This window comes from Oxalobacter paeniformigenes, assembly GCF_027158465.1.
GTDB lineage: Bacteria > Pseudomonadota > Gammaproteobacteria > Burkholderiales > Burkholderiaceae_D > Oxalobacter > Oxalobacter paeniformigenes.
This window is the reverse complement of record NZ_JAMKYL010000001.1, coordinates 584,005-607,551: the sequence shown is the minus strand read 5'-3', so window position 1 is coordinate 607,551 and position 23,547 is coordinate 584,005. Positions and strand designations below refer to the sequence as shown.

The window sequence follows — 23,547 nt, the reverse complement described above, 5'->3', positions numbered from 1 at the left end:
TGGGCGCAGGAATACAACGCTTTTGCCCTTCGGGCCGCCACCGTGCCGTATCGGCGCTTTCCATACCGGTCGTCATACCGTTTTCAGACTGTGAATACAAGGAAATTGCGGCGTGTCCATGCATAAACGGAGACGGAAACGGCAATGGCCAGATTGAAGGCGAACGGGAATTGCTGGCTTTCAAGACGCAGCAGCCACCCGCAAAAGCTAATGATGAACGGGCAGGCCAGGATGGCGATATAGTTCATGGCCATGACAAGTGCCAGCGCCATGGTGACTTTTTCCGGTATGGCCATGCGGGTGGCTTTTTCATAGACCCATGGCTGGATGACGCCATAGCCCAGTCCGGCGATTATGCAGCCCGGCGCGATGAACGATTCGACAGGGGCGACGAGTATGGAGAGCAGTCCGGCGGCGATCGCGGCAAATCCTGCGAACAGGGTTTTGTTTCCCAGATACCGGATCACCTGCCCCATGATCAGCCCCGGCACCATGATGGCCAGAAAGAACAGGGAAATCATGATGCCGGCGTTTTCACTGGAAAAACGGTATTCGCGCATGAGAAACGGCAGATTGAAGCTGATGATGATGACCAGATAGGTCGCCAGTCCGTAAAGGATCATGGTTTCGACGAGTTTGCCGGTCATGAAGCCGGTTTTGCCGGTGATTTCGGCGGTTGTATCGTTGTCCGCCGCGACCGGCAGGTTCCCGGAAGCCCCCTGCCCGTCGTGTCCGATGCCGCGTATCAGGGAGTATGACAGGACGATGGAGACGGCCGGCAGCAGATAGACGACGAAGGGAAGCCGCCAGCTGATTTGCGCCAGATAGCCGGTGACGATCGTCGCCAGCACCAGCGTCAGGTTCGTGATCGCGGAACTGTAACCGAATTGCCTGACCCGTGCCTCGCCGGTGAAAAAATGCGAGATCAGTCCGGTCGAAAGCGGAACGATCATGCCGGAGCCGACTCCCAGCAAGGCGGAAACGGCGATCAGCTGCCACATGCTGTCCGATACCAGATAGAGGATACCTGAGAGCAGGAAAAGCCCCAGCCCGGTTTCCAGCAGGATGATCTGGCTGATTTTTTCCGCCAGTTTGCCCGCTATGAGGACAAACGGAATCGTCATCAGCGACGGCAGCGAGGCCAGCATCTGCAAGTCCAGTTCGCTGGCGTCAGGAAATGTTTGCGAGAGCTGGCCCAGTATCGGCGAGACCGCCAGTCCGGGCAATGCGTTCAGCGCCGAGACAGACCAGATGCCGATGAGGGTGATGAGCGAAAGGGTTCCTTTTCCGGTATCGATTTTCATATCGTTCTCCATGCAGTCGTCGGGTACACCCTGGCGGGTGTTCCAGTCATGAATCTGCACGAATGCGGAAAACGGGTTTTGCGTTGCCTCATCGGCCGGTGCATTCGATCCTGTTTTCACTGCGCTCGCTCCGGAAAAAACGATGGATCGCGCCGGCAAGTCAGTCCGGACGGGGTTCCGGGTATCATGTCGCCGGCCGGCATATCGGGATTTTTCCCCGAATACGCGGACAACGGCAAAACCGTCCGGGCTAACGGCAACGGGACGGCGCTCCGGCCGGAATCGTCAGTAATGTCATGACGGCTGTCGCATGGATGACGATATGGGAACAGCACGTGACCGCCCTTTTCCGGCACTGGCGGCAAGACGGATGGCACGATGGTGAAAAGGGTCGTGCATTATCGGAAAAAACGGCACCGGGTACGACGAAACCGGAAAAACGCCGGTATTTCGCCGCGCCGGATATTGCCCCGCCGGATTGTACGGTATGTTTCGATGCAGCATCGGATACGGTATCTCCGGGATGCCAGGCCGGAATGTGTTGCAATTTTTCCGTCTGGCTGCCGACAGTTCAAAAATTATTGAACGGCGGTTCAAAATACGCGGTTTTTCTTTTAATATGCCTGTTGCACTTTCTTCCGTTCTCTCTGAACACGTTCAACAACCCTCCGGCAGATATGACAGCGCTCGAATTGTGGATACTGGCAGCCGGTCTGGCCATGGACGGCTTTGCCCTCTCGGTATCCGGCGGCATTTTTCTGAAACGGCTGCAATGGCGGATCGTTCTGAAAAACGCTTTCCTGTTCGGTTTTTTCCAGATGCTGATGCCCGCCATCGGCTGGGCCGTTTCGAGCTGGTTCAATCGGGTCATCGACGATTTCGATCACTGGATCGCCATCATTTTGCTGGCCATCATCGGTTCCAGAATGATTTACGACAATTTCAAGGCGCCGTCACGCAAGAACCGGACGATCGATTTTTCCAATACCCGCGTCGTGCTGGCACTGGCAGCCGCCACCAGTATCGACGCACTGGCCATCGGCATGTCGCTGTCTTTTCTGGGAGCTTCCACCATCGCTTCGCTCGTCTGGCCCGTCGTCATCTTCGGGCTGGTGTCTTTTCTGTTTTCGGTGGCGGGCTATCTGGGTGGGTTATCTTTCGGCGGCTTCAGGAAATTCCAGCCGGAATTGCTGGGCGGCATCATCCTGATCGGTATCGGCATGAAAATCTGCATCCAGCATTTGCTGGCGAACCTGTAAGCCATCCGAAAGGCTGCGGTTCCGGCGGTTTGCCGGAGATACCGTAACGGCGCTTATTCCGCGACGAGGTCGGCGAGCGTTCCCCGCACTTCGCGGATCAGGTCGTCCGGCGCGATTTCGATCTGGACGCCGCGCACGCCCGCGCTGACGTATATCCGGTCGAATTGCGTCATAGTCTGGTGAATGTATGTCGGAAAATGCTTTTTCATGCCGACGGGCGAGCAACCGCCGCGGATATAGCCGGTCAGCGGCAACAGTTCCTTCACGGCGATCATTTCGCATTTCTTGTTGCCCGACACCCGGGCGACTTTTTTCAGATCGACTTCATGGTCGCCGGGTACGACGCAAACGAGATGCCCGGTCTTGTCGCCGTGCAAAACGAGCGTCTTGAATACCTGTTCGATGTTTTCCCCGACGCTTTCGGCGACGTGTTTGGCCGACAGGTCGTTTTCATCGACTTCATAAGACACCAGCCGGTAAGCGATTTTCGATTTGTCCAGCATGCGTGCCGCATTGGTCTTGGCGATTTTTTCTTTCATGTCCTCACTCCGGAAATTCCACACAGAATTGTCGTTCGCCCGGCACCGTTTATCAAGCGGCTTCCCCCTGAAAACCGATCCGGTATCCATCGGATACCGTCACGGAACCTTCGTTCATCCACGGCGCCCCCATACAGGGAATATCATCCGGTACGAAATGGCGATTTCTCAGAAAATCGCCACAAATCAGGGTCACTTCATCTCTTTTTCGTGCATTTGTCCAACATATTGCTTCAAGGCAATATCCGTTGACGCACTTCAACAAACGTTTTATCCGGGACTGTTTCCTGATAACTGTCCGATGATTATACAGATCACCCTGTTGTACCGACATGCGGCTGGTGGGCCTGCCCGGACATGCCGGAAGAAAATGCCTTTAAAAACAGCAACTTGAATAACCGTACTTTCTTTTCAGTGTATCAGCCGTCATTGCGGCCTGTCTGGGCGCGATACCGGTATTTCCGTTGGTGTTTTCCGTTTCTCTGGAAAACAACCGCCACGGAAACTTGCATGAACCATTTTGTCGGACGCTGTCCGGTTTTCGTTTGCCGCTGTCGAAGCCGTCAGGGTTTTCTCCACATGTTGCCGTGTACGCCGCCACTTTGCCGCCGCGCATGCGATTTTTCCCCGTCCTTGCTGCAAAACACCGATAATCTGTTATCTTCTTGCTGTCGCTTTCGCTCATACAGGGATTTCACCATGACCAAGCCCACAGGAAAACCGTTATCCGGCGTCTCCGTTCATCTGCGTTCATGGGGCGCGATGGCACTGGCGGCCGGTGAAATCAGGCCCGGCGCGGATTACGGCGCGAAAATGAACCGCGTGCTCGCCAAGGCGCATATTTATCTGCTTTGTCGCCGTCCGCGCTTTTCTTTCGATCCGGATACGTTTTCATACGACGGCAACACGGTTTCCGGCGATTTGCACTGCATGGCTGACGGGAATCCGCTGTCCATCCATTTCGGATTTCCTCTTGCACTGGCGGAAAACGAGACCAACGTCGCCCTGTCGCCTTCGCCGTATCATGAGATCCGCACGCTGGATGCCGACGGGAACTGCCTGCGCCGAATCAGCGCGGGCGGCCTGAGCCAGCATCCCGCCATCATCGCCGAACGAGAAGCGCTCAATGATCTGGAAGTGCTGTATGTCGGCAATGTGTTCGGGGATGGCGATACACCGGTTTTCGACCGCATTTTCCGCGATGCACCGTTGCAGCATCTGCTTGCCGAATTGCAAAATGCCCTGCCGGACGATGAAGTGATCGTCTATGCGTTCGAATACCTGCCTTATGAACTGGTGACGCTTCCGGGACGCCTGCAACATGACGGCATCTCTTCAGCCGACGGCATCCCCGCCGGCGAACGGCGTTTTCTGTCCGTCCGCGACCATCCCCTGACAGAGCGGCAGAAAATCTGTCTGGCGCAAGCGGGTCTCATCCATTATTTCCGCCCCGCATGGCAGGAGACGGGCGACCGCATGATGCCCCACCCGCAACAGGCTGCCTTCACCGCATGCGAGTCGCTGGATATTTCCGGGCTGATTCTGGAACTGTCCACCATCCGCAGCCATTTCCGGTTGCATACGCCGCATTCCGCCCTGCTGCCGCACCACATGACGATCATCGACTTGTCCGATCCTGCCGAACGCGCGGCCTTTTTCGCCATGCCGATCTAGCCTGCATCGTCACGCCTTTGACCGCCGTCCGTTTTTTACGGCTGTGTCTTGCTGCCTTTCCATCAGGCTCCTGCGACCGGTATGGCAGCGATATGCACGCATGGCGACCGGGTGACTGTCCGGAATGTATTCCGCTTCCTGACTTTTATCGTATCCAGCGCGCGTTTTGCGCGGGATGATCCGTTTTCCGGCGACAAGGCGATCGGATGCGCAACTGGACGACTGGACAACTCCTGCCTGTTCCGTGACGTCACCGGCATCGCCCGCACCCGGCCCGATGCTGTATCCCGGAAGAAACGGTTTCGGGATGAATCTCTGGCCACCCTGTTCGCCTCCGGCGGACACGACGACACGATACTTCCCGTACAGGCGACATACCCCGACGGCTTCGCCCCAAACGGCATGCGGTACTGTTCAGGCAATAAAAAAGCCGGAATGATTCCGGCTTTTTCTCTCATGCTTTCCCCTGCGATCAGGCAATGGAAATCAGCTTGGTTTCGGGCTGTTTCGGTTCCGGTGCTTTCGGGAAAGAAATTTGCAGGATACCGTTTTCGAATTTGGCCGTGACATCCTTGTGATCGACGTTTTCGCCGATATAGAAGCTCCGGCTGCATTCGCCCGTATAACGTTCACGGCGGATATACTGCCCTTTCTTGTCCTTTTCACCGTCATCGGAAGACTGGGTGGCGCTGATCGTCAGATAACCGTTATCCAGTTCGATCTTGACATCTTCTTTCTTGAAGCCTGGCAGATCGATATCCAGTTCATAGGTTTTTTCCAGCTCACGGACATCGGTTTTCATCAGGTTCTTGGCATTGGCGCCGAATACCTGCGAATTGCGTGCAAAGGCAGGAACCAGCGTAAAGGCATCATTGAACATATCGTCAAACAGTTTTTCACCAAAGACACTCGGTAACATCATCAACTCCTTTTCTGTCATCGCGGAAACACTGCCATGAAGCGTGCATTTCCGTTTTATTCTTTTCAAACCGGCCCGGGCGACATCCGGACGGGACGCCGACCCGCACCGACCTTCGGAGCCTTCCGGCATCCGTTCATCGTTATTGCCTAGATATGTCCGATACCTCTTTTTTCAAGTCTTTTTCCTGTTTTTTTTCGCCTTTTTTCGCCAAAAACAGGCTTCCCTGTTTGACGTACAGACAAGGCACGGTCGCACCCGCGTGGGGTGCGACAAGTAGTCAGATAACGGATGCGGCGCAACGCCGTAGTTTCAATCCACGCACCCGCGTGGGGTGCGACATTCAAGGACTTTATCCCACGTTCTCGTTTCAACGTTTCAATCCACGCACCCGCGTGGGGTGCGACCTGATATCAACACCAAAACAACCGTTTCGCTTGAAGTTTCAATCCACGCACCCGCGTGGGGTGCGACGCAGGGACACAAAACACCGTTATAGATCTTGGGAGTTTCAATCCACGCACCCGCGTGGGATGCGACATCCGTCAATCAATTTGTACAGCCGCCGAAAGAGTTTCAATCCACGCACCCGCGTGGGGTGCGACAACAGCGCAGTCCAGAATCATGTCGCTGACTTCAAGTTTCAATCCACGCACCCGCGTGGGGTGCGACCGCATACACAGTAATGTTCTGCGTAACCGTCGGAGTTTCAATCCACGCACCCGCGTGGGGTGCGACCTCCCGTTTTGCCAAACCATCTTTGAGGTAACTATGTTTCAATCCACGCACCCGCGTGGGGTGCGACCTATTGCACGGGTCACAAAGAAATCGTGGACTTGTGTTTCAATCCACGCACCCGCGTGGGGTGCGACAATCAGAAACTCTTCCAGAAGCACTTCCCCCGGATGTTTCAATCCACGCACCCGCGTGGGGTGCGACTCCTTTTTTCTCGGCTTCTGCAACGGTCAATGCATAGTTTCAATCCACGCACCCGCGTGGGGTGCGACTGACCTTGGCCAGCCGGTACTGACTGATACCCATGGGTTTCAATCCACGCACCCGCGTGGGGTGCGACGGATGTCGATAATCCTAATCTTGAGTGGCGTATAGTTTCAATCCACGCACCCGCGTGGGGTGCGACGTGTCGTAACCGGCGGTTTCGGAGTTTGGCAAGGCGTTTCAATCCACGCACCCGCGTGGGGTGCGACACATTTTATGTCCTGCTTGATACGCTAAAAGCAAGTTTCAATCCACGCACCCGCGTGGGGTGCGACGGCGGACAACCGCCATCAGCGCGGTTTCGAAGTTTCAGTTTCAATCCACGCACCCGCGTGGGGTGCGACGCTGCCGATCGTTGACATGGCACTATCGCTGCCAAGTTTCAATCCACGCACCCGCGTGGGGTGCGACACAGGATGTTTTTCCCGTTTTCCGCCGTGGCATCGGTTTCAATCCACGCACCCGCGTGGGGTGCGACGTTCCGGTCTTTGTCATCCAGAGCGTTTGAGGCGTTTCAATCCACGCACCCGCGTGGGGTGCGACTTGATGGCTGCAGGCAGGATTGCGGACGAGCATGTTTCAATCCACGCACCCGCGTGGGGTGCGACACCGTTTCCGTGCCTATGCGACCCGTTACGCATGGTTTCAATCCACGCACCCGCGTGGGGTGCGACTCGGAACGTGCTTCCATCATGGCGCACGTATCCTGTTTCAATCCACGCACCCGCGTGGGGTGCGACTTATTAAACGGGCGCGAACCAAAGAACGAATTAACGTTTCAATCCACGCACCCGCGTGGGGTGCGACTGTTTTGATGTCCATTCCATTCAAGGCGGCGGCAGTTTCAATCCACGCACCCGCGTGGGGTGCGACGGTATCTTTGGAAAGCATGCTATTTCGGTGCTTTTCATAGATACTTGCGGGAATCTGTTCTTTTCGAAGGGGTTTTGCCTGCCCATTTTGGGAAGGTTTTCTTTTTTCCTTATTTTTCAACAAGATGGCTTTGCGGGCATCTTGTCTGGGAAAAGGTTGTGAACTGGAGGTTCCCGAATGGCATTTTACCTGTTTTTCCCTCCTTTTTCCGTTTCTTCAGAATACCAGCGGTCCTTCCGGATCGATAGCGGCTTTCGCGCCGACGTGTTCCAGTCTGTTTTTCCAGTTGGCGCCGAGAAAATAGAATCTCAGGCTGTCTTTTTCCTGATCGATATTGTCGATCAGCGAGGCACGCAGCGCTGTCCATTGTGCCGGTTCCACCAGACATTCAAAGACCGAATACTGGACACGCTGCCCCCAGTTTTCGCACAGTCGCGCGATTTTGCGCAGGCGTTTTTGCCCTTGTCTGTCTTGTGTGTTGACGTCATAACTGACCAGTACCATCATGGTTCACCTCATCACAAATGGCGGATACTCTGCCTGATCGCCTCGCAGTGTTCTTGCCAGCAATCTTGCCTGCATGTGCCAGAGCAGGCCTATTGGCATTTTTTCCTTCAAAAAGGGATGCTCGACGGTTTCTTTTTTCCGGTTTTGCCATGCAAGCAGTATTTCCTTGCGCAAGTCGTCTGCCATGAGTACGGCGCCGGATTCGGTTTTCCGGAATTGTTCCGCCCTGATTTGTCCCCGGTTGATCAGGGTGCAGACGAGTCTGTCCACGAGATAGGGTCTGAATTCTTCCATCATGTCCAGCGCCAGTCCAGGCCTGCCCGGCCGGTCACGGTGCAAAAAACCGACGGCCGGGTCCAGTCCGGCAGTTTCGAGCGCGCTTCGGATGTCATGGGCCAACAGGGTATAGCCGAAGGATAGCAGGCAGTTGATTTCATCTTTCGGGGGTCTTCTGCTTCTGCCGTTGAAGGTGAATGTTCCGCTTTTTTCGCTGACAAGGTGGTTGAATACGCTGAAGTAGGTGCTGGCGGCTTCGCCTTCGATTCCACGGACGGTATCCAGTGCCGGGGATTGTCTCAGACGGGCGAGCGACCGGTTCAGCCGGTCGCAGGCTTGTGTCAGCGCCGGATGGGGGCGTTCCCGTGCCGTCCGCCTCAGCACGGTGCGGCTGTTGATGATTTTGCCGATGCAAAATGCCCGCGCAAGCCGGGCGCTGGCTTCATGATCGTCCGCTTGCCGGTATTGCGCGCGCCGAAGCAGGACATTGCCGGATACCGCACCGTTCATGGTTGCCAGAAAACGGCCGTTTTCGGTCAGCCATGTGACGGTGACGTTGTTTTCGGCACAGTGTCCCAGCAGGAAGGGGCTGCATGAGATTTGTCCGAAGAGTACCAGACTGCCCAGGGTATGGATAGGGATTTTTCCCCTGACCTGCCCTGCCTGCCGGATGGCGACGCATTCGCCATCCTTGAACAGATAGCTTTCCGGGGTCGTCACATACAGGGTGTTCAGGTATTGTTTCATGTGGCTTCCAGCAGGGTTTGCAGATAATGCTGCGACGGATCGCCGGCCAGTTCCGGCATGCAGTCGTTTTTCAGCGAGCAGTCCCGGCAACGTTTGTCATTGACGGGGAGCGGCCGTTTTGTTTGTGAAAAAAGCGCATGGACGTCGGCGATGGTTTTTTCGGTCAGTTCGCGCAGTTGCCGGTCGAACAGGACGGTTTCGCGCCGGTGTGTCTGTCCGTAATACAGTGCGCCTTCGGTTATGGTGGTCTGGCGCATTTCTTCCAGACACATCGCCTGTGCGCAGAGCTGGACGCGATCGGCGTCGGACTTTTTCGGGCGTCCGCGCTTGTATTCGACGGGATACGGTTGCCAATGGCCGTTCGTCCGGTGAAATTCGACGACATCGGCCACCCCGCTGATGCCGAGCCGTTTCGAGCACAGCATCAGCGCGGTGGTTGTCCGGATGTTTTTCCGGCTTTCTGTCCCGGCGGTATGGGCGTTTTCGTGCATGAGCCGCCCTTGTGCCGTAAAGACGTTTTCTTCCCATGCCCTGTCCAGATGGATCAGGGCACACTGGCGCGGACAATACAGGTAGTGTTGCAGCGCCGATATGGGGATGAAATCGGCTTCCGGGTATGACATGGCTAGAATCCGTCGATCACTTCCGGTACCAGTCCTTCCGTGGCAGCCTTGTCGATCGTATAGGAACCGTCAGCATGAACGGTCAGGCTTTTATGGACCTTGGCCGATGAGTATTGTCCCGATTTGCAGTTATGTTTCCACCAGAAGACTTTTTTGACGGCCATGCTGCCTTCCGGACGTGCCGAGGATGCATCGTTTTCAAACAGTTTCGGCAAAAGCGATTTGATGGTTTCCGCATCGTCGTCGCTGAATCCGGTTCTTTCCGCAAGTTGTGGATTCATGCTGCCGTAAAAGACATAAATGCCTTTATCGACGCGATGTTTCATGCCCATCGTATCGGAACTCCGTTTGGTGCCGTCACCCTCTCCGCTGACGCTTTTCGTGATCTGGGTACTGGTGATGCTGACTGGTTCGATACTGAAAGCGGACTGTACGGTGACGGGGCCGCGAATCGGGATGGAAACACCGGCGGCATCGCCTCCGAATGCGAACAACTGGCCGAAAGCGCGCACGTCAAACCATTTTTCGCAGGCTTTTCTGGCAGCGACATCCTTGGGCGTTTTCTTTTCGTTGAATGTTTCTTTTCCCAGTCCGTATTCCGGCGACTCGGCACGGTTTCTGAGGGATGTCATGCCATCCTGTTTCTTTTCGTCCGACTGGACAAAGATGGATTGCCCGTTTTCCTGAAGTCTGTCGCGCAATTTCCGCTTGATGCAGACGTCTGTAATTTCGCCAAAGCCGTCGTAGTCCACACGCGGACGGTTTCCGTTCAATGGGTCGCCATTCGGGTTGGCATGATCGACGGTCAATATGACGGCAAAATCGATTTTGTGTTGTAATGGATTCATTCGTTTTCTCCCTGTGTCTGTTCATCATTTCCGGATTCTTTCGCTGTGCGGAATGCCTGTCGCTGGCAATGGTATCCCAGCAAGAATTCACCGCTTAATCTGCCTGCTTTCATGAACGCTTCCGGATCGAAAGCGTTCAGTATGCTGTCCATGAGTTTGTCCATGTTCGTGACAAAGCCTGCCCTGCCCTGCATCAAACGCTGCCGGTAAGGCTGGAGCGCCATTTCGAGCTGGCGCCATGTGGTATAGGGCGAGTCGGCGAAACGTTGCATCAGTCTTTCGGCATTGGTCGGCCGGTTTTCTTCGGCACGGGCAAGCGCCACTCTTTCCATTCTTTCGGCTATCGCCAGCAACCGGCCATACAGGTAGTCGCGTGACGTGTTGTTTTCGTCCAGCCCCATTGTGTATTCCCTCCTTTGTGTTTTGACGGGATGTCGTTTGCAATATCCTTTGTACATGGCGCAGGCGACTCCCAGTACGGTTTCCCATTCCCAGTTTTCCAGTCCGGCACGGTTGCATGCCCTGTTGACACAGCAATTCATCAGATCGAGCGGTATCGGTCTTTTTTCGGCGATGCAGGAAAGCAGCCGTTCAACCGTGTTTTTCTTCAGCTGGGTGTCCATCCGCTTGCCATAGGCCGCCATGGCGATTTCATTGGGTGTCGGCGCCGTTGCTTTCCAGAAAACTTCCGTTTTCTTTTTCTTGCCGGTCTTAACCGCACTTTCCCGCGTCCGGCGGATCCACCATGACATGTCGTTGTACCAGCTTTCCAGCGTTTCCCTGTATTCCGGCCAGAATTGCTCCATATAGAAAACGACCGACAATCGTCCCGGTGTGGCTGAATCAAGTCCCAGAATGGCAACAGTGTCCGATTCGCCGATCTTGCCGTCATAACCGCGCAGGCTCCTTTTCAGTTTTTCTGAAAAGGTTGCGCCAAGATCCCTGCGATGATCGACTTGCGTATTCTGTTCTGTACCCGCAAGGTCTTTTTCCGGCGTGTCTGCCATCGACTCGAAATCCGGCAGGTCATCGGCCATCAGATCGTCGCAAGGCTGTGGCAAGGGAATGCCTTTCGGTGTCCATGCCAGGATGACTTGCGTATCGTTTTTGTATCCCTGCCGTGCGATGAGCCAGCGCAAGGCGTTGTGTGCCTTGTGGCTGACGGTATAACCGACGGAGCAGGCTTGTTCGGCTGTGGTGAAACGCCCGCGATAGGTAAACCCGCTCTTGTCGTTTGCCGATACAAGTTTGGCGCCGTCTCCCGGTCGCCTGATATTGCGCGGATGCTGGTTGGCCAACAGCATTTCCGTCCCCGAAACCATACAAAGCCCTGTTTTATCCATCTGGCTGGCGTCATAGGCTATCCAGCTTTCCTGCAAACTCTTGTTTTTCCAGGTTCTCGGTTCGGGTTCTCCGGATATTTCGACCTGCCATGCGATCATCAGATTTCCCTGATCGCGACGAGCGATGCCCTCTGTGTCTTTTTTGGCTGTCAATACCTTGAATACCGGTATTTCCTGCCCTTCCGGGGCTACGGTCATGAGTTTTCCATCGGCATCCAGATGCAGGATGTTTTCCCTGACGAGATCGGCGACCAGTGTTCCCTTGCTGACATAGTCATATACCGCCTGTGCCATGGGATGGGTGTTTGGCGAGCTGACCCAGCCTTGCAAGGTTTCCAGATAGGTTTTCGGCTGTTCGGCTTCCGGTTTTTCGAGTTTTTTTTCAGACAAGGTTTCCTTGCTGAAGTAACCTTCATTGCCGGAGTAGCGTGCATAATCTTTGGCGCAATATTTGATCTGGTCGATCAGCGGATGGGCGACCCGTCCACTGGTACGGCCCGCGGAGTCTTCGGTCGCCGGCAGAATGACCGATTGTTTGTTGATGAATTCGGCACCCAGAAAGTTTCCGTTTCCATCTATCCTGACGATGATGTGAACCTGCTGGCTGGTGTGCCCGACAGGCATCAGACGATTGTCTTCGTCATCGTCGTAACGGGGGTCGCCCAGTACATTATTGTATGTTTCATACAAACACTTGAACCAGGTCATAAGAGTCCCTCCTCTTTCAGACCGCTGAAATTTTTGCCCTGGACGAAGACCTTCGGTTTCATGGGATGTATCGGCTTGACGATATCGCATTGTTCCGGCCGGATGAATTCGATGATGCCGTTTTTCATGACGGGGCGCCAGAATCTGGCCTTGAGCATGTTTTCACCGGTTTCATCGGGATAACTGAATCCGTGAAACATCAATCCGAATCCCAGTTCGTCCAGATCGTCATATGCGCCTTTTCCTTCTCCGAATCGACAGGGTTCGACATATCCCTGGCAATCGCGGGTGCCCAGAAATATGTCTTGTCTGCCGCCTTTGGCAAGCATCCGTTTCGCGATTTCGTAATGTTTTCCGTCGATCCGGTCATGCGCCAGTTCCTTGCGATAGGTATTCCATTCGAAACAGGCTTCGACCTGATAGGCGACATCGGCCAGACAGGTATAAATGGACAGAGTATTGCCTGCCTGATCGTAGGCAATCGGTTTCATGCTTCGGGTTTGTGTCCGGAACGGTTTCATGATCCTGACACGTTTGATATACCAGATCAGGGTGGGTTTCCAGTAAATCGATTTGACGATTCCTTTCAATGCCTCATACGTCGGAATATGGTAGGAACACTTTTCTCCGCCGAGATGGGTAACCGGATCGGTAAAGAGTGCGTACCGTCCATAAACCAGAAAGGTAATGCTGTTTTTTGCCATAATGACCTTTCAATAATGCAGAAAATCCATTTCTCCCGTCGCTTCTGCCGTTACGCCGGTTTCCTTGTCGTAATATGATTCAAGAAGATACATGATTCCCGTTTCCGGTATGCATGCCACTGCATTTCCCAGTTTTTTCAATACATCGGGATACAGGTTGACCGAATACCGCTGCGCTTTTTTCAACAATTCTCTCTGCACGGATAATGCCGCCGCATTTTCAGGTTGCCATGAACAAAGCTGTGCGATGATCCGGCGTCCTTCGCCATAGGGAACGAGAATGCCTTGTGTTTCGGCATCGATCGCTGCAAAACAGTTCGCGGCTGTCTCAAATGACTGGCGAAGCATTCTTCCTTCCGTTTTTGCGATATTGCCCTGGTTGGCACCCAGCAAATCCAGAAGGTTTTCTTTTTTGTTTTTTGTTCTGCATGGATACGCCATCAGATGATCGCGTTGATAAAAATAATATTGAAAATAGCGTTCGATGATTTCAGGGTCGGAAAGATCTTTCGCTTTTTTCCGTATCGGTTCGCGATATTCGTTCAATACTCTCAGAAAAACATTTCTGCCTTCACGTATGTCATCGAGCCGGGTGATGTTTTCCTGTCCGTCAACCACTCTTACGATATGGACGGTTCCCGCCGTTTTTTCCATATTGCGGTTGCATCTTCCTGCCGCCTGCAATATGGAATCCAGTCCTGCCGCCAGCCGGATGACGCTTCTGAAACTGATATCCACACCGCATTCGACAAGCTGGGTCGATACGAGCAAAACCGGTTCATCCTGCTCAAGTTTTTGACGGACAAGGTCGAGAATTTCGGTACGGTGGGCTGCACACATGGATGTGCTGAGGTGAAAAACGTTTTCCGCTCCCTTGTCGAGACAGTATCGGTAAAGCGCTTTTGCCCAGTTTTTGGTATTGACGATCACCAGACAGTTTTTCCTGTCCCGCTGTTCGCCGATCGCCAGATCACCGATCTGTTCAAGATTCATCGGCGTGTCTGTATGGTCGATGAAGCTGACGCGCCGGAGTTCTTCAAACAAGCCTTGCAAGTCCGGCATCAGTTCGGCATGTTGCGCCAGCCGCAGCTGCCCTTTTTCGGGGCGCGGCACTTTTCCGAGCAAGGGCTGTGTCGCCGTACACAATACGGCTGTGCTGCCACACTGTTCGACCAGAAAATTGATGGCATTGCAATAAAGATAAACGCAACGTACCGGCAACGTCTGGATTTCATCGAAAACCAGAACGGCATTGGCCAGATTGTGCATGCGTCGTGCGGAACCTGTACCCGAACCGAACAGGGTTTCGAGAAACTGGACCATGGTGGTGAATACGACGGGGGTTTCCCAGTTGGATGAGAGAAGTTTGCCCTGCCATGTTTCTTTTTCCGGTTCGATGTTGGAATGATGTTCGAGTACGACGGTACCGGGTTCTTCGCCGTTTTCGAGAATATCACGCACCACCCGCGCATTCTGTTCGATAATCGAGGTATAGGGAATGATGAAAAAGATGCGTTCCAGCTTGTGTTTTTTCGCATGGTGCAATGCAAAACGCAGGCTTGAAAGGGTTTTTCCGCCCCCCGTCGGTACGGTCAACGTATAAATTCCTTGCGGCGAATCCGAGCGTTCAAGGCAGGCATCGGCAATTTTTTGCCTGATTTTCCGGATTTTCGTATCGTTCGGAAAATCGGACAACGCCTTTTCCAGACGGCCGATCAGTTTGTCCCAGTCCGGTTTTCCCAGCCTGTCGCGCAACTGTCTGTACTGTTCATTTTCAAAAGCGGCACTGTCGATACGGTCGGCATCCAGCAGGCAACTGAAAAAACAGCGCAACAGCATGCCGAGTTTGAAAAAGGCGGTGTTGTTGTATTCTGCACTGACTGTCTTCGCATTTTCGTGCCTGTTCATGAAATCCTTTTCTGTTGAAAGAATACTTTTGTATTTTTCGTACCATTCTTTCAATAGGGTTTCATCCGACAGGCTGTCGAGTTTTTCCCTGACGGCTTCGTCCATTCCCGAAACGGATTCATTCAACGGTACTTGCTTTTTCAGGCGTTCGTCGAAACGGTTTTCACCATCCGGAGTCAGGCAATCGATCAGACCGCTATGATGTGAACAGACCGACAGAAACATCATCTGTGCAAACGGTTTGTATTTTTCCAGTCTGTTCCAGAGATATTGCGCACCGGCGGTCGAATGGTCGATTTTTCCCTTGCTGGAAACCGGATCGATGAATTCATCGCTGTCCTGTTCGATCATTCCGTTTGCCGACAACAGATATTGCTGGAAAATGCTGGAATATTTTCCCATATCGTGAGAACATCCCGCGATTTGCCCGCTTGAAGTCAAGCCGATTTTTCGTGCGAAAAATCCTGCCAGTTTTGCGACAGAAAGCAAATGTTCTTCCAATGGTTGTTTTTTACCATCGGCTTGACGAATATGCGCAAGGGCTTTGGTATTCAGCATGATCTCCCCGCCTCTATTTGTTCTTTCAATCAATATCCGGTTTTATTATTTTAAATATATTTTTAATTTGAAAACAAACGGATTTCATATTCCTGAATTTTTATCGATTACCGGATTTGTTAATACGATATTCAACGAATGGATAAACGGCAGATTATCTGTTCATTTTTTCTTTAATACCACACGCATGCGACAAGGTATGTCGCATGCGGTATCGGGAAGGCGTTTTTTTCGATGGGAACGGTTTTCCGGTACGGTTCCGCTACGCTGTCACGTCGCTGCGGCTGTTTTTGCGGTATTGGCCTGGGGTTTGGCCGGTCAGGGTGCGGAACTGGCGGTTGAAGTGGGTCTGGCTGGCAAAGCCGCTTTCCCAGGCGATGGCTGAGATGCTGCGGTTTGTGGTGTAGAGCTGCTGGCAGGCGTGTGCGATGCGGATTTCGTTGAGGACGGCGGTGAGGGTTTTTCCGGTGTGGTGCCGGAAGTGGCGGCACAATGCGCTGGGGTTCATGCCGGTGTGAGCTGCGATGGTGGCCAGGGTCAGGGGTTCACGATACCGGGTCTTGAGGTATTGCATGACCTTGTCGATGACGGTCAGTTGTTTGTGGAGCCGTTTTTTGTCGACGGGTTCGGGGGCGATGGTGCTGGCCGGGATTTGCGCGAGGGTGTCGAGGATGTCGAGCAGGATGCGTATTCTGGCGATGCCATTCGCGCAGGCGAGTTGCCGGATTTTGTCCAGGATGTGCGCGGTTTCGCCGTTCGTCCGGAATCGCAGGCCGCAGGCGCTTTTTTCCAGCATGGATGCGATGGCGGCATATTCGGGGATGGCGGCGATGTTGTCGGGAAAGAGCGCGGGGGAGAAGTAAAGGATTTCGCAGGTGCTGGCCGGGGTGTCCGGGTTGCCGTCGAGTGAGTCGCACAGGTGCAGGTGGGGAATGTCGCGCCCGATGAGGGTGATGTCGCCTGACCGGTAGGGGGCGACGGCGTGGCCGATGTATTCCCGCCCGCTTCCGGCGGTCATGATGATGAGTTCACAGGTGTCGTGGCAGTGCATGGGCCAGACGAGTTGCGGGAAATGCATGCAGGTCAGGGTCTGGCCGGTGTCATGGATGATTTTTCGTTGTACGACTTTGGTGGTCATGGCGCATGGGTTCCGGGGCGCGTGTGGTATGCGGCGTGCCGATGCCCGCACGGGGAGGCCGGATGCCGTGTCCGGGTATCGTCTGTGGATACTGGCCGCACCGCCTGCATGATACGGATACGGAAAGTGTATTTGTCCGCTTGCGGGCTTGTCAATTCGGCCTGTACTTTCGTCGGATGCCTGTGCCGCGATCTGCTCCGTGCAGGGTTTTTCCGCCCTTTTCCGCCCTTTTCCGCCCTTTTCCGGCCTGCGCTTTCCGGTCGGGTCGTTTGTCCGGCGTTCGGCGTGGTGTGAGGATATGGGGGTGGGTGTATTGCGGGATGACGGATTGCCGGGGATGGCGCATGTCGGCTGCCGGCGGATAAAAAAAGACCTCATGAAATGAATGACGACGAGTATTCATTTCATGAGGTTCAAGGAGCAAACTGCAGAATAAAGAGGAAACGAGCTTGAATCTCATTCATGTTGACGATTCATGGTCATGATAGCCATTTGTCCGTTCCCGAAAAGGCTTTATTGCAATTTCTTACAATTTGGTTTCGTGCCCTGTTCCGGTCTCATGTTTGCCCTGTTTTTCCTGTATGGGCAAATTTTGTGCTGTTTTCGGCAAATCGCCGCTCATTTTGGCGTGGCGCTTTTTTTATCATGGGCTGTCGTTGTTTTTCGGGAGACGGATATGGATGGTACATGGATGTCGGACGAGGGTTTTGCGCGCCGGGTGGCGGATGCGGTTTCGGCGCTGGCTGCCGGTGGCGGTGTGTTGCTGGTGGATGATGCCGATCGTGAGAACGAAGGCGATCTGATATTCGCCGCGTCTGAAATGACGGTGGAACAGATGGCGCTGATGATCCGTTCATGCAGCGGGATCGTTTGCTTGTGTATGGAATCGGATGCGGCGCGGCGTCTGGCCTTGCCGCCGATGGTTTCGCGCAATACGAGCCGTTTCGGTACGGCGTTTACGGTATCTGTCGAGGCATCGCGCGGGGTGACGACGGGGGTTTCCGCCGCCGACAGGCTCACGACTGTTCGTGCCGCGATCGCCGATGGCGCGGTGCCGGATGATCTGGCAAGGCCGGGGCACGTGTTTCCGCTGGTGGCGCGGGAAAACGGGGTGTTGTCCCGGGGCGGGCATACCGAGGGGAGTGTCGATCTGGTGAAGCTGGCGGGTTTGCCACCGTTTGCGGTGTTGTGCGAATTGATGAATGCGGACGGGACGATGGCGCGCTTGCCGCAGATCGAGGCGTTTTCGCGGGTGCATGGTTTTCCGGTGGTGTCGGTCGCCGATGTCGTGGCGGTTCGCCGGCGGATGCGCGCATGAAAAAACCGCTCCCCTTCGGGAGCGGTCGAGTCTGCCGGCGCAATGACGGGCGCGTTCAGGCGTTTTTGCCGGTCGGCGTGGTACCGTTGTCGCTTCCCGCCGGGCTGCCGGTTGGGTTGCCTGTATCGTTACTGTTTCCCTTCCCGGTTTTTTCAGCCGTTGCGTTACCGGTTTGTGCGGCGTTTTTTTCTGCCGTGCGCCAGTCGCGTCCCTGTGCGATGGCCAGCACTTCGGCTTCGGTCAGGGTTTCCTGTTCAAGGAGCGCGGACGCGCCGGTCTGAAGGGCTTGATACCGTTCTTTCAGGATGGCGCTTGCCCGTTCGAACGCCTGTTGCAAAAGGCGGCGGATTTCGCTGTCGATGACGCGGGCGGTTTCGTCGGAGTAGTTGCGGCTTTCCTGCTGGATTTCGCCGGCTTGGGCCAGAAAGACGTTGCGCGTGGTTTCGTAGGCGATTTGTCCGAGTTTGTCGCTCATGCCGTAGCGGGTGACCATGCTGCGGGCGATTTCGGTGGCGCGCACGAGGTCATCGGACGCGCCGGTGGTGACTTCGGAAAATTGCAGCGCTTCGGCCGCCCTGCCGCCCAGAAGCACGGCCATTTTGTTTTCCAGTTCCTGCTGTGTCATGAGGTAGCGGTCTTCGGTCGGGCGGTTGATGGTGTAGCCCAGCGAGCCGATGCCGCGCGGGATGATGGAGACCTTGTGGACGGTTTCGGAACCGGGGAGCGCGAGGGAGACGAGTGCATGCCCCATTTCATGCCAGGCGACGATTTCGCGTTCCTTGGGGTTGATGAGGCGGTTTTTCTTTTCCAGCCCGGCGATCATGCGCTCGATGGCGCCGGTGAAATCCTCGAGCATGACGGCGTTGTGCTGGCGTCGTGTGGCGAGGATGGCGGCTTCGTTGACGAGGTTGGCCAGATCCGCGCCGGAAAATCCCGGTGTGAGCGCGGCGATTTTTTCAACGTCGATGTCGTTGCCGAGCCGGATTTTTTTCAGGTGGACGCGCAATATCTGGATACGGCCGGTCTTGTCGGGACGATCGACGAGGATTTGCCGATCGAAGCGCCCTGCCCGCAACAATGCCGGATCGAGGATTTCGGGCCGGTTGGTCGCGCCCAGCAACACGAGTCCGGAACGGGAGTCGAAGCCGTCGAGTTCGGCAAGCAGCTGGTTAAGGGTTTGTTCTTTTTCGTCGTGTCCGCCGACGCCGTAGGCGCCGCGGGCTTTGCCCAGTGCGTCGATTTCATCGATGAAGATGATGGCGGGCGCCTGTTTTCTGGCCTGTTCGAACAAATCGCGCACACGTGCCGCACCGACGCCGACGAACATTTCCACGAATTCGGAGCCGTTGATGGAGAAGAACGGAACGCCCGCTTCACCGGCGACGGCCTTGGCGAGCAGGGTTTTGCCGGTTCCCGGCGGCCCGACGAGCAATATGCCGTGGGGAATGCGTCCGCCCAGCCGTCCGTATTTGTCGGGATCGCGCAAAAAGCCGACGACTTCCTGCAATTCTTCTTTCGCTTCATCGACACCGGCGACATCGTCGAAGGTGACCTTGATGTCTTTTTCGACATAGACTTTGGCGCGGCTTTTGCCGATGGAGAGAAAGCCGCCGCTGCCGCCCATGCCGGATTGCCCTGCCATGCGGCGCATCAAAAACATCCAGATGCCGAAGAAAACGACGGTCGGAATGATCCAGCCGAGGATGTCGGACAGGAAGGTGTTTTCGACGACGCCGGTGAAGCGCACGTCGTGGGCGGCGAGCTGGTCGGCGAGCGCGTTGTCCACCCGGGTGGTGGAAAATTCGGTTTTGCCGTTGACGGGTTCCTTGAGGGTGCCGCGGATTTCGTTGCCGACGACTTCGACCTGTGCGACATTGCCATCATTGAGCTGCTGGAGAAAGGCACTGTACGGCAGGGGTTCGCTCGGCTGGTAGTCCGCCCAGAATCCGCGTGCGAGTACGATGCCGATCACGGCGAACATGATGTACCACATGAGCCACCGGTTACGCTGGGAATTGTCGTCATTCATGGTGTTCTCCTGTCAGGTTGGCAAGGCCGGATCACCGGATGGCTTGCTATCGGCTCCAGCATAATGCCGTTTCGCTTTTCCGGCTTGATACGGGACAACGGAGCCTGCCACAAGGCGGCTGCGTCCTCACCCGCCATCGCCTGCCGCATGGCTTGTCGCTGTACGGTCATCTTAACAGACTCTGCCGTTTTGTGTCGTGAGCTGCTCAATATCCTGTCGTCCTGCGCCCTGTCCGTCGCCTGCCGGTGACGGGAAAGACACGGATCAGGATACTGCCGCCGGTGTGGTCACGACCGGCCAGCGACGGGGATTCCGCTTGCCGCCGATGACGATACCGGCACTGTCTTTTGCAGGCGTATCGTTACAGGCGGACGGCTGCGAGCGCTTCCAGGAGCACGGCGGCGGGTTTGCCCGTTGCCAGCCGGCTGGCATCCGAGAGTATCTGGCGGAAGCGTCTTGCGCCGGGCTGTCCGTGCATCAGTCCGAGCATGTGGCGGGTGATGCCGTGCATTTTCAGGCCCTTTTCGCCGTAGCGCGAGAGCTGGGTTTCGATGTAGGGGATCATGGCTTTTACGATGTCGGCCTGTGTCGGCGCCGGTGTGTCGTCGCCGTAAAAGCGCCTGTCGAATTCCGCCATGCGCCAGGGGTAATGGTAGGCGGCGCGTCCGATCATGACGCCATCAACCTGTTCGAGGTGCCGCGCGACTTCGTCGGCCGTTTCCACCCCGCCGTTGATCAGGATTTCCAGTTCGGGAAAGTCTTTTTTGAGCCGGTAAACGACGTCGTAGCGCAGCGGCGGGATGTCGCGGTTTTCTTTCGGGGAAAGTCCCTTGAGGATGGCGTTTCGGGCGTGGACGATGAAGGTACGGCACCCCGCTTCGGCGATTTCGCCGACGAAGTCGCGGACAAAGTCGTAGGTATGGACGTCATCGACGCCGATGCGGTGTTTGACGGTCACGTCGATGGAGACGGCGTCGCGCATGGCGGCGACGCAGCGCGCCACCAGCGTCGATTCTTTCATGAGGCATGCGCCGAACGCGCCTTTTTGCACGCGTTCGGACGGGCAACCGCAATTGAGGTTGATTTCGTCATATCCCCATTTTTCGCCGAGTTTCGCGCATTGGGCGAGATCGTCGGGTTCGCTCCCGCCCAGTTGCAGGGCGACGGGATGTTCTTCATCGCTGAAATCGAGATGCCGCGCGACATCACCGTAAAGCAGCGCGCCGGTCGTGACCATTTCGGTGTAAAGCCAGGTATGGCGGCTGATGAGCCGGTGGAAATAGCGGCAATGCCGGTCTGTCCAGTCGAGCATCGGGGCGACGGAAACGGTTCTTTTGGGTAGTTTCATGGATGACGTTTGCGGGATAGATACGGGTTTTTCGCCGTTTCCGGTATGGTCCGGTGTTCCCGGTACGGCGGCACGGTGCGAAGCTTATCAGATTTTCACGCGCTGGCAAGACGAGCGCTGCTTTCCGACTTTTCCTGTGGATAACCCGGTGGACAAGTTTGTGCATAACGGTGTGGAAAACGCGCCGCGAGGGGCTTGTGTCCGGGGTTTGCCGGTTTTTCCGGCGCTCGATTGTTTGCCCGTTCGGGTTTGCCGCGCATGTTCCGGTACTGGCGAAAAGCGGTTGCGCCAGTCTGGCGCGGGGTGCCGGTTCGTTCCGCTGCTCTGCCCCGCTGCGGGGTTCGCCAGCGTCCACGCGATGCCATCGCTTTGCGCTTTACCTGAAAATGGCATGATAATGCCTTGTTTTTCAAAGGTTTTCATTTTGCACAACGTCTTGCCGGTATCGTTTTGCCGGCGTTGGGCTCATGGGAGTTCCGCAGAGGAACGGGACGTCTGGTGCCGCTTTTGCATATGCACGGAAAAAACATATGTTTTTTACGGCGCAAATGGATGACGCAGGTGCGTGAAAGGATTAAGATGGATGCCGGATAAGGCGTTTGTGTGCATAACCTGTATCCGTGTTTAATGGCAGGGTTTGCGATGTTGTGTCTTTTTTATCATTTGTTCCATTTTCTTTTCCGCCGCGACGGGGATTTGCCGGCGTGTGCGGCCGGCAAGGACAAGGCGTCTTCGCGTGAAGATGACGATGAAGTGATTTTCTGGCCGTAGTCCGCCCGCTTTGGCGCGTGCGGCGTGACGGAGTTCCCGATGTCCCGTGTTTTCCAGGGGTCGTCCGTGCCGAAAGGTGTGGGCGGCTGGCTCTTGCTGCTGATCGTGATGCTGGCGTTTTATACGCCGGGGACGGGGTTGCGCGCGCTGTATCTCGATTTCGTCGTTCCGGCGCGGCTTTTGCCGGCGCTGGAGACGAATCCGGCGTGGGTGCAGTACCGCACGACGGTTTATACCCTTTCCGCGATTGTCTGGAGCGTTTCGGTTGTGGCGGCTGTCGCCTTGTGGCGATGGCACCGGCCTGTTTCGGTATGGCTCGCGCTGGTTGCGCTGTGGTTTTCCGGCCCGATTCTGCCGCTTGGGTATGCCGTCGCGGCGTCTTTCGCTTTCCGGACGGCATTTTTCCAGACCGTCAAGCCGTTTTGGCTGGCGATCGCCGTCTCGTCGATTCAGGCGACGATCTGGACGGGGTATTTGCTGCGCTCGGTGCGGGTGCGGCTGACCTATTTCGGCGGCTGATGCCGCGGCCGATCCGGCAAAGACCGTCAGCCGGGTTTACCGGTAGGTGTTTTTGACCCGTTTGGAGCGGCGCAGGTAAATATGCCAGATGATCGCGCCGATAAGAGGCTGCCAGCGTTCCCCTGCGATGCCTGCCAGTGCATACCAGACGTTGCCGGTGGTCGCCCAGGTATAAACGATCATGGCGATCGCGGGAAACAGGGCGATGAACCACAGGGCGATGATGGCGCTGTTCACGGACTTGCGGACAGGGTATTTCCACAACCGGTAGCCCGCGATGATGCTGACGATGCAGCATATGAGCAAAATGGCCCATGAAAAATGTTTGTACTGGGTGAAAGCGGGATGGTTGACGATGTCCGGAAACAGCGCTTCGGCTTTCCCGATTTCAGCGGCATGGAAAAAAATGCTGACCAGCGGACCGATGACGGTCAAGAGGATGACCAGCAGTTTCAGCCATCCGCCGACGCCTTCCGGTGCGTCCGGATAGGGAAGCGCATCTTCCTGCTGCGACCGTTCGGCAGGCGCAAGCGTCTGCCCGGAAGCGTTCGTTCCGGAAACGCCGTTGTCTTTCGGCAGGATGTCTCCGTTATCGTTTTTGTCCATGATGTCGTTTCTCCACCGGATGGCTGTCG

23 protein-coding genes and 1 CRISPR repeat array are annotated in these 23,547 nt (G+C 55.5%); of the genes, 5 read left to right on the top strand and 18 right to left on the bottom strand.

The window, feature by feature from the left end; translation table 11 throughout:
- Positions 1–83 precede the first annotated feature (83 nt).
- Positions 84–1,424, bottom strand: coding sequence for an MFS transporter (locus NAI64_RS02745; protein ID WP_269297541.1), 1,341 nt, complete (start codon positions 1,422–1,424; stop codon positions 84–86).
- A 557-nt stretch (positions 1,425–1,981) separates the two neighbouring features.
- On the opposite strand from NAI64_RS02745, the gene NAI64_RS02740 reads away from it, so the two are divergent.
- Entirely contained in the window at positions 1,982–2,563 is a 582-nt protein-coding gene (locus NAI64_RS02740) for a manganese efflux pump MntP (RefSeq protein ID WP_269297540.1), read from the top strand.
- A 53-nt stretch (positions 2,564–2,616) separates the two neighbouring features.
- Here the strand turns inward: NAI64_RS02740 and ybaK are convergent, their stop codons facing one another.
- Both ybaK and NAI64_RS02730 read right to left on the bottom strand, forming a co-directional pair.
- A complete protein-coding gene (gene ybaK, locus NAI64_RS02735) occupies positions 2,617–3,102 on the bottom strand; it encodes a Cys-tRNA(Pro) deacylase (protein ID WP_269297538.1) in 486 nt (161 codons plus the stop codon).
- Between the two features lie 52 nt (positions 3,103–3,154).
- Positions 3,155–3,298, bottom strand: a complete 144-nt coding sequence (locus NAI64_RS02730) for a hypothetical protein (RefSeq protein WP_269297536.1) — start codon at positions 3,296–3,298, stop codon at positions 3,155–3,157.
- A 503-nt stretch (positions 3,299–3,801) separates the two neighbouring features.
- Here NAI64_RS02730 and NAI64_RS02725 point away from each other — a divergent pair.
- Entirely contained in the window at positions 3,802–4,776 is a 975-nt protein-coding gene (locus NAI64_RS02725; RefSeq protein ID WP_269297535.1) for a hypothetical protein, read from the top strand.
- Between the two features lie 9 nt (positions 4,777–4,785).
- Here NAI64_RS02725 and NAI64_RS02720 read toward each other — a convergent pair whose 3' ends face one another.
- The 10 genes from NAI64_RS02720 to NAI64_RS02675 form a co-directional block, all read right to left on the bottom strand.
- Positions 4,786–5,121: a hypothetical protein gene (locus tag NAI64_RS02720; protein WP_269297534.1), complete on the bottom strand. Its 336-nt coding sequence runs from the start codon at positions 5,119–5,121 to the stop codon at positions 4,786–4,788.
- A 127-nt stretch (positions 5,122–5,248) separates the two neighbouring features.
- Positions 5,249–5,695, bottom strand: coding sequence for an Hsp20/alpha crystallin family protein (locus tag NAI64_RS02715; RefSeq protein ID WP_269297532.1), 447 nt, complete (start codon positions 5,693–5,695; stop codon positions 5,249–5,251).
- A gap of 309 nt (positions 5,696–6,004) precedes the next feature.
- Positions 6,005–7,567: direct repeats of the CRISPR family, unit length 32 nt; unit sequence GTTTCAATCCACGCACCCGCGTGGGGTGCGAC.
- A 216-nt stretch (positions 7,568–7,783) separates the two neighbouring features.
- Entirely contained in the window at positions 7,784–8,074 is a 291-nt protein-coding gene (gene cas2, locus NAI64_RS02710) for a CRISPR-associated endonuclease Cas2 (RefSeq protein ID WP_269297530.1), read from the bottom strand.
- A 3-nt stretch (positions 8,075–8,077) separates the two neighbouring features.
- A complete protein-coding gene (gene cas1c / locus NAI64_RS02705; RefSeq protein WP_269297528.1) occupies positions 8,078–9,097 on the bottom strand; it encodes a type I-C CRISPR-associated endonuclease Cas1c in 1,020 nt (339 codons plus the stop codon).
- Positions 9,094–9,720 (bottom strand): CRISPR-associated protein Cas4, encoded by a 627-nt coding sequence (gene cas4 / locus NAI64_RS02700; RefSeq protein WP_269297525.1) that lies wholly within the window; start codon positions 9,718–9,720, stop codon positions 9,094–9,096. The genes cas1c and cas4 overlap by 4 nt, the downstream gene beginning before the upstream one ends.
- Before the next feature lie 2 nt (positions 9,721–9,722).
- Positions 9,723–10,568: a type I-C CRISPR-associated protein Cas7/Csd2 gene (cas7c, locus tag NAI64_RS02695; RefSeq protein ID WP_269297524.1), complete on the bottom strand. Its 846-nt coding sequence runs from the start codon at positions 10,566–10,568 to the stop codon at positions 9,723–9,725.
- The gene (gene cas8c, locus NAI64_RS02690; protein ID WP_269297522.1) at positions 10,565–12,619 is read right to left on the bottom strand and encodes a type I-C CRISPR-associated protein Cas8c/Csd1; all 2,055 of its coding nucleotides are present in this window, start codon (positions 12,617–12,619) and stop codon (positions 10,565–10,567) included. Before cas8c ends, cas7c begins: the two co-directional genes overlap by 4 nt.
- On the bottom strand, positions 12,616–13,323 hold the full coding sequence (gene cas5c, locus NAI64_RS02685) for a type I-C CRISPR-associated protein Cas5c (RefSeq protein ID WP_269297520.1): 708 nt from the start codon (positions 13,321–13,323) through the stop codon (positions 12,616–12,618). The genes cas8c and cas5c overlap by 4 nt, the downstream gene beginning before the upstream one ends.
- Positions 13,324–13,332: 9 nt before the next feature.
- Entirely contained in the window at positions 13,333–15,789 is a 2,457-nt protein-coding gene (cas3, locus tag NAI64_RS02680) for a CRISPR-associated helicase Cas3' (protein ID WP_269297518.1), read from the bottom strand.
- A 262-nt stretch (positions 15,790–16,051) separates the two neighbouring features.
- On the bottom strand, positions 16,052–16,927 hold the full coding sequence (locus tag NAI64_RS02675; RefSeq protein ID WP_269297516.1) for a helix-turn-helix domain-containing protein: 876 nt from the start codon (positions 16,925–16,927) through the stop codon (positions 16,052–16,054).
- A gap of 676 nt (positions 16,928–17,603) precedes the next feature.
- On the opposite strand from NAI64_RS02675, the gene ribB reads away from it, so the two are divergent.
- Positions 17,604–18,245, top strand: a complete 642-nt coding sequence (ribB, locus tag NAI64_RS02670; protein WP_269297515.1) for a 3,4-dihydroxy-2-butanone-4-phosphate synthase — start codon at positions 17,604–17,606, stop codon at positions 18,243–18,245.
- Between the two features lie 55 nt (positions 18,246–18,300).
- Here ribB and ftsH read toward each other — a convergent pair whose 3' ends face one another.
- The 4 genes from ftsH to NAI64_RS02650 form a co-directional block, all read right to left on the bottom strand.
- On the bottom strand, positions 18,301–20,274 hold the full coding sequence (gene ftsH / locus NAI64_RS02665) for an ATP-dependent zinc metalloprotease FtsH (protein ID WP_269297514.1): 1,974 nt from the start codon (positions 20,272–20,274) through the stop codon (positions 18,301–18,303).
- On the bottom strand, positions 20,271–20,444 hold the full coding sequence (locus NAI64_RS02660) for a hypothetical protein (protein ID WP_269297512.1): 174 nt from the start codon (positions 20,442–20,444) through the stop codon (positions 20,271–20,273). Before NAI64_RS02660 ends, ftsH begins: the two co-directional genes overlap by 4 nt.
- Positions 20,445–20,635: 191 nt before the next feature.
- Positions 20,636–21,622: a tRNA dihydrouridine(20/20a) synthase DusA gene (dusA, locus tag NAI64_RS02655; RefSeq protein ID WP_269297510.1), complete on the bottom strand. Its 987-nt coding sequence runs from the start codon at positions 21,620–21,622 to the stop codon at positions 20,636–20,638.
- Positions 21,623–21,709: 87 nt separating this feature from the next.
- Positions 21,710–22,015, bottom strand: coding sequence for a hypothetical protein (locus NAI64_RS02650; RefSeq protein ID WP_269297509.1), 306 nt, complete (start codon positions 22,013–22,015; stop codon positions 21,710–21,712).
- Positions 22,016–22,264: 249 nt separating this feature from the next.
- On the opposite strand from NAI64_RS02650, the gene NAI64_RS02645 reads away from it, so the two are divergent.
- Both NAI64_RS02645 and NAI64_RS02640 read left to right on the top strand, forming a co-directional pair.
- Positions 22,265–22,393 carry a hypothetical protein gene (locus NAI64_RS02645; protein WP_269297507.1) on the top strand — a complete coding sequence of 43 codons (129 nt, stop codon included), beginning with the start codon at positions 22,265–22,267 and terminating at the stop codon, positions 22,391–22,393.
- Positions 22,394–22,432: 39 nt separating this feature from the next.
- Complete coding sequence (locus NAI64_RS02640) at positions 22,433–22,912, top strand: DUF2569 family protein (RefSeq protein WP_269297505.1); 480 nt, start codon at positions 22,433–22,435, stop codon at positions 22,910–22,912.
- Positions 22,913–22,948: 36 nt separating this feature from the next.
- On the opposite strand, the gene NAI64_RS02635 is transcribed toward NAI64_RS02640, so the two are convergent.
- Positions 22,949–23,518, bottom strand: coding sequence for a DUF2569 family protein (locus NAI64_RS02635; RefSeq protein ID WP_269297503.1), 570 nt, complete (start codon positions 23,516–23,518; stop codon positions 22,949–22,951).
- Positions 23,519–23,547: the final 29 nt, after the last annotated feature.

What these genes read in the sequence shown, in the direction of transcription:
- NAI64_RS02740 (WP_269297540.1), top strand. Translation starts at nt 1,982, where the DNA reads ATGACAGCGCTCGAATTGTGGATACTGGCAGCCGGTCTGGCCATGGAC.
- ybaK (WP_269297538.1), bottom strand. Translation starts at nt 3,102, where the DNA reads ATGAAAGAAAAAATCGCCAAGACCAATGCGGCACGCATGCTGGACAAA.
- NAI64_RS02725 (WP_269297535.1), top strand. Translation starts at nt 3,802, where the DNA reads ATGACCAAGCCCACAGGAAAACCGTTATCCGGCGTCTCCGTTCATCTG.
- NAI64_RS02715 (WP_269297532.1), bottom strand. Translation starts at nt 5,695, where the DNA reads ATGTTACCGAGTGTCTTTGGTGAAAAACTGTTTGACGATATGTTCAAT.
- cas2 (WP_269297530.1), bottom strand. Translation starts at nt 8,074, where the DNA reads ATGATGGTACTGGTCAGTTATGACGTCAACACACAAGACAGACAAGGG.
- cas1c (WP_269297528.1), bottom strand. Translation starts at nt 9,097, where the DNA reads ATGAAACAATACCTGAACACCCTGTATGTGACGACCCCGGAAAGCTAT.
- cas4 (WP_269297525.1), bottom strand. Translation starts at nt 9,720, where the DNA reads ATGTCATACCCGGAAGCCGATTTCATCCCCATATCGGCGCTGCAACAC.
- cas7c (WP_269297524.1), bottom strand. Translation starts at nt 10,568, where the DNA reads ATGAATCCATTACAACACAAAATCGATTTTGCCGTCATATTGACCGTC.
- cas8c (WP_269297522.1), bottom strand. Translation starts at nt 12,619, where the DNA reads ATGACCTGGTTCAAGTGTTTGTATGAAACATACAATAATGTACTGGGC.
- cas5c (WP_269297520.1), bottom strand. Translation starts at nt 13,323, where the DNA reads ATGGCAAAAAACAGCATTACCTTTCTGGTTTATGGACGGTACGCACTC.
- cas3 (WP_269297518.1), bottom strand. Translation starts at nt 15,789, where the DNA reads ATGCTGAATACCAAAGCCCTTGCGCATATTCGTCAAGCCGATGGTAAA.
- NAI64_RS02675 (WP_269297516.1), bottom strand. Translation starts at nt 16,927, where the DNA reads ATGACCACCAAAGTCGTACAACGAAAAATCATCCATGACACCGGCCAG.
- ribB (WP_269297515.1), top strand. Translation starts at nt 17,604, where the DNA reads ATGGATGGTACATGGATGTCGGACGAGGGTTTTGCGCGCCGGGTGGCG.
- ftsH (WP_269297514.1), bottom strand. Translation starts at nt 20,274, where the DNA reads ATGAATGACGACAATTCCCAGCGTAACCGGTGGCTCATGTGGTACATC.
- NAI64_RS02660 (WP_269297512.1), bottom strand. Translation starts at nt 20,444, where the DNA reads ATGACCGTACAGCGACAAGCCATGCGGCAGGCGATGGCGGGTGAGGAC.
- dusA (WP_269297510.1), bottom strand. Translation starts at nt 21,622, where the DNA reads ATGAAACTACCCAAAAGAACCGTTTCCGTCGCCCCGATGCTCGACTGG.
- NAI64_RS02650 (WP_269297509.1), bottom strand. Translation starts at nt 22,015, where the DNA reads ATGCCATTTTCAGGTAAAGCGCAAAGCGATGGCATCGCGTGGACGCTG.
- NAI64_RS02645 (WP_269297507.1), top strand. Translation starts at nt 22,265, where the DNA reads ATGTTGTGTCTTTTTTATCATTTGTTCCATTTTCTTTTCCGCCGCGAC.
- NAI64_RS02640 (WP_269297505.1), top strand. Translation starts at nt 22,433, where the DNA reads ATGTCCCGTGTTTTCCAGGGGTCGTCCGTGCCGAAAGGTGTGGGCGGC.
- NAI64_RS02635 (WP_269297503.1), bottom strand. Translation starts at nt 23,518, where the DNA reads ATGGACAAAAACGATAACGGAGACATCCTGCCGAAAGACAACGGCGTT.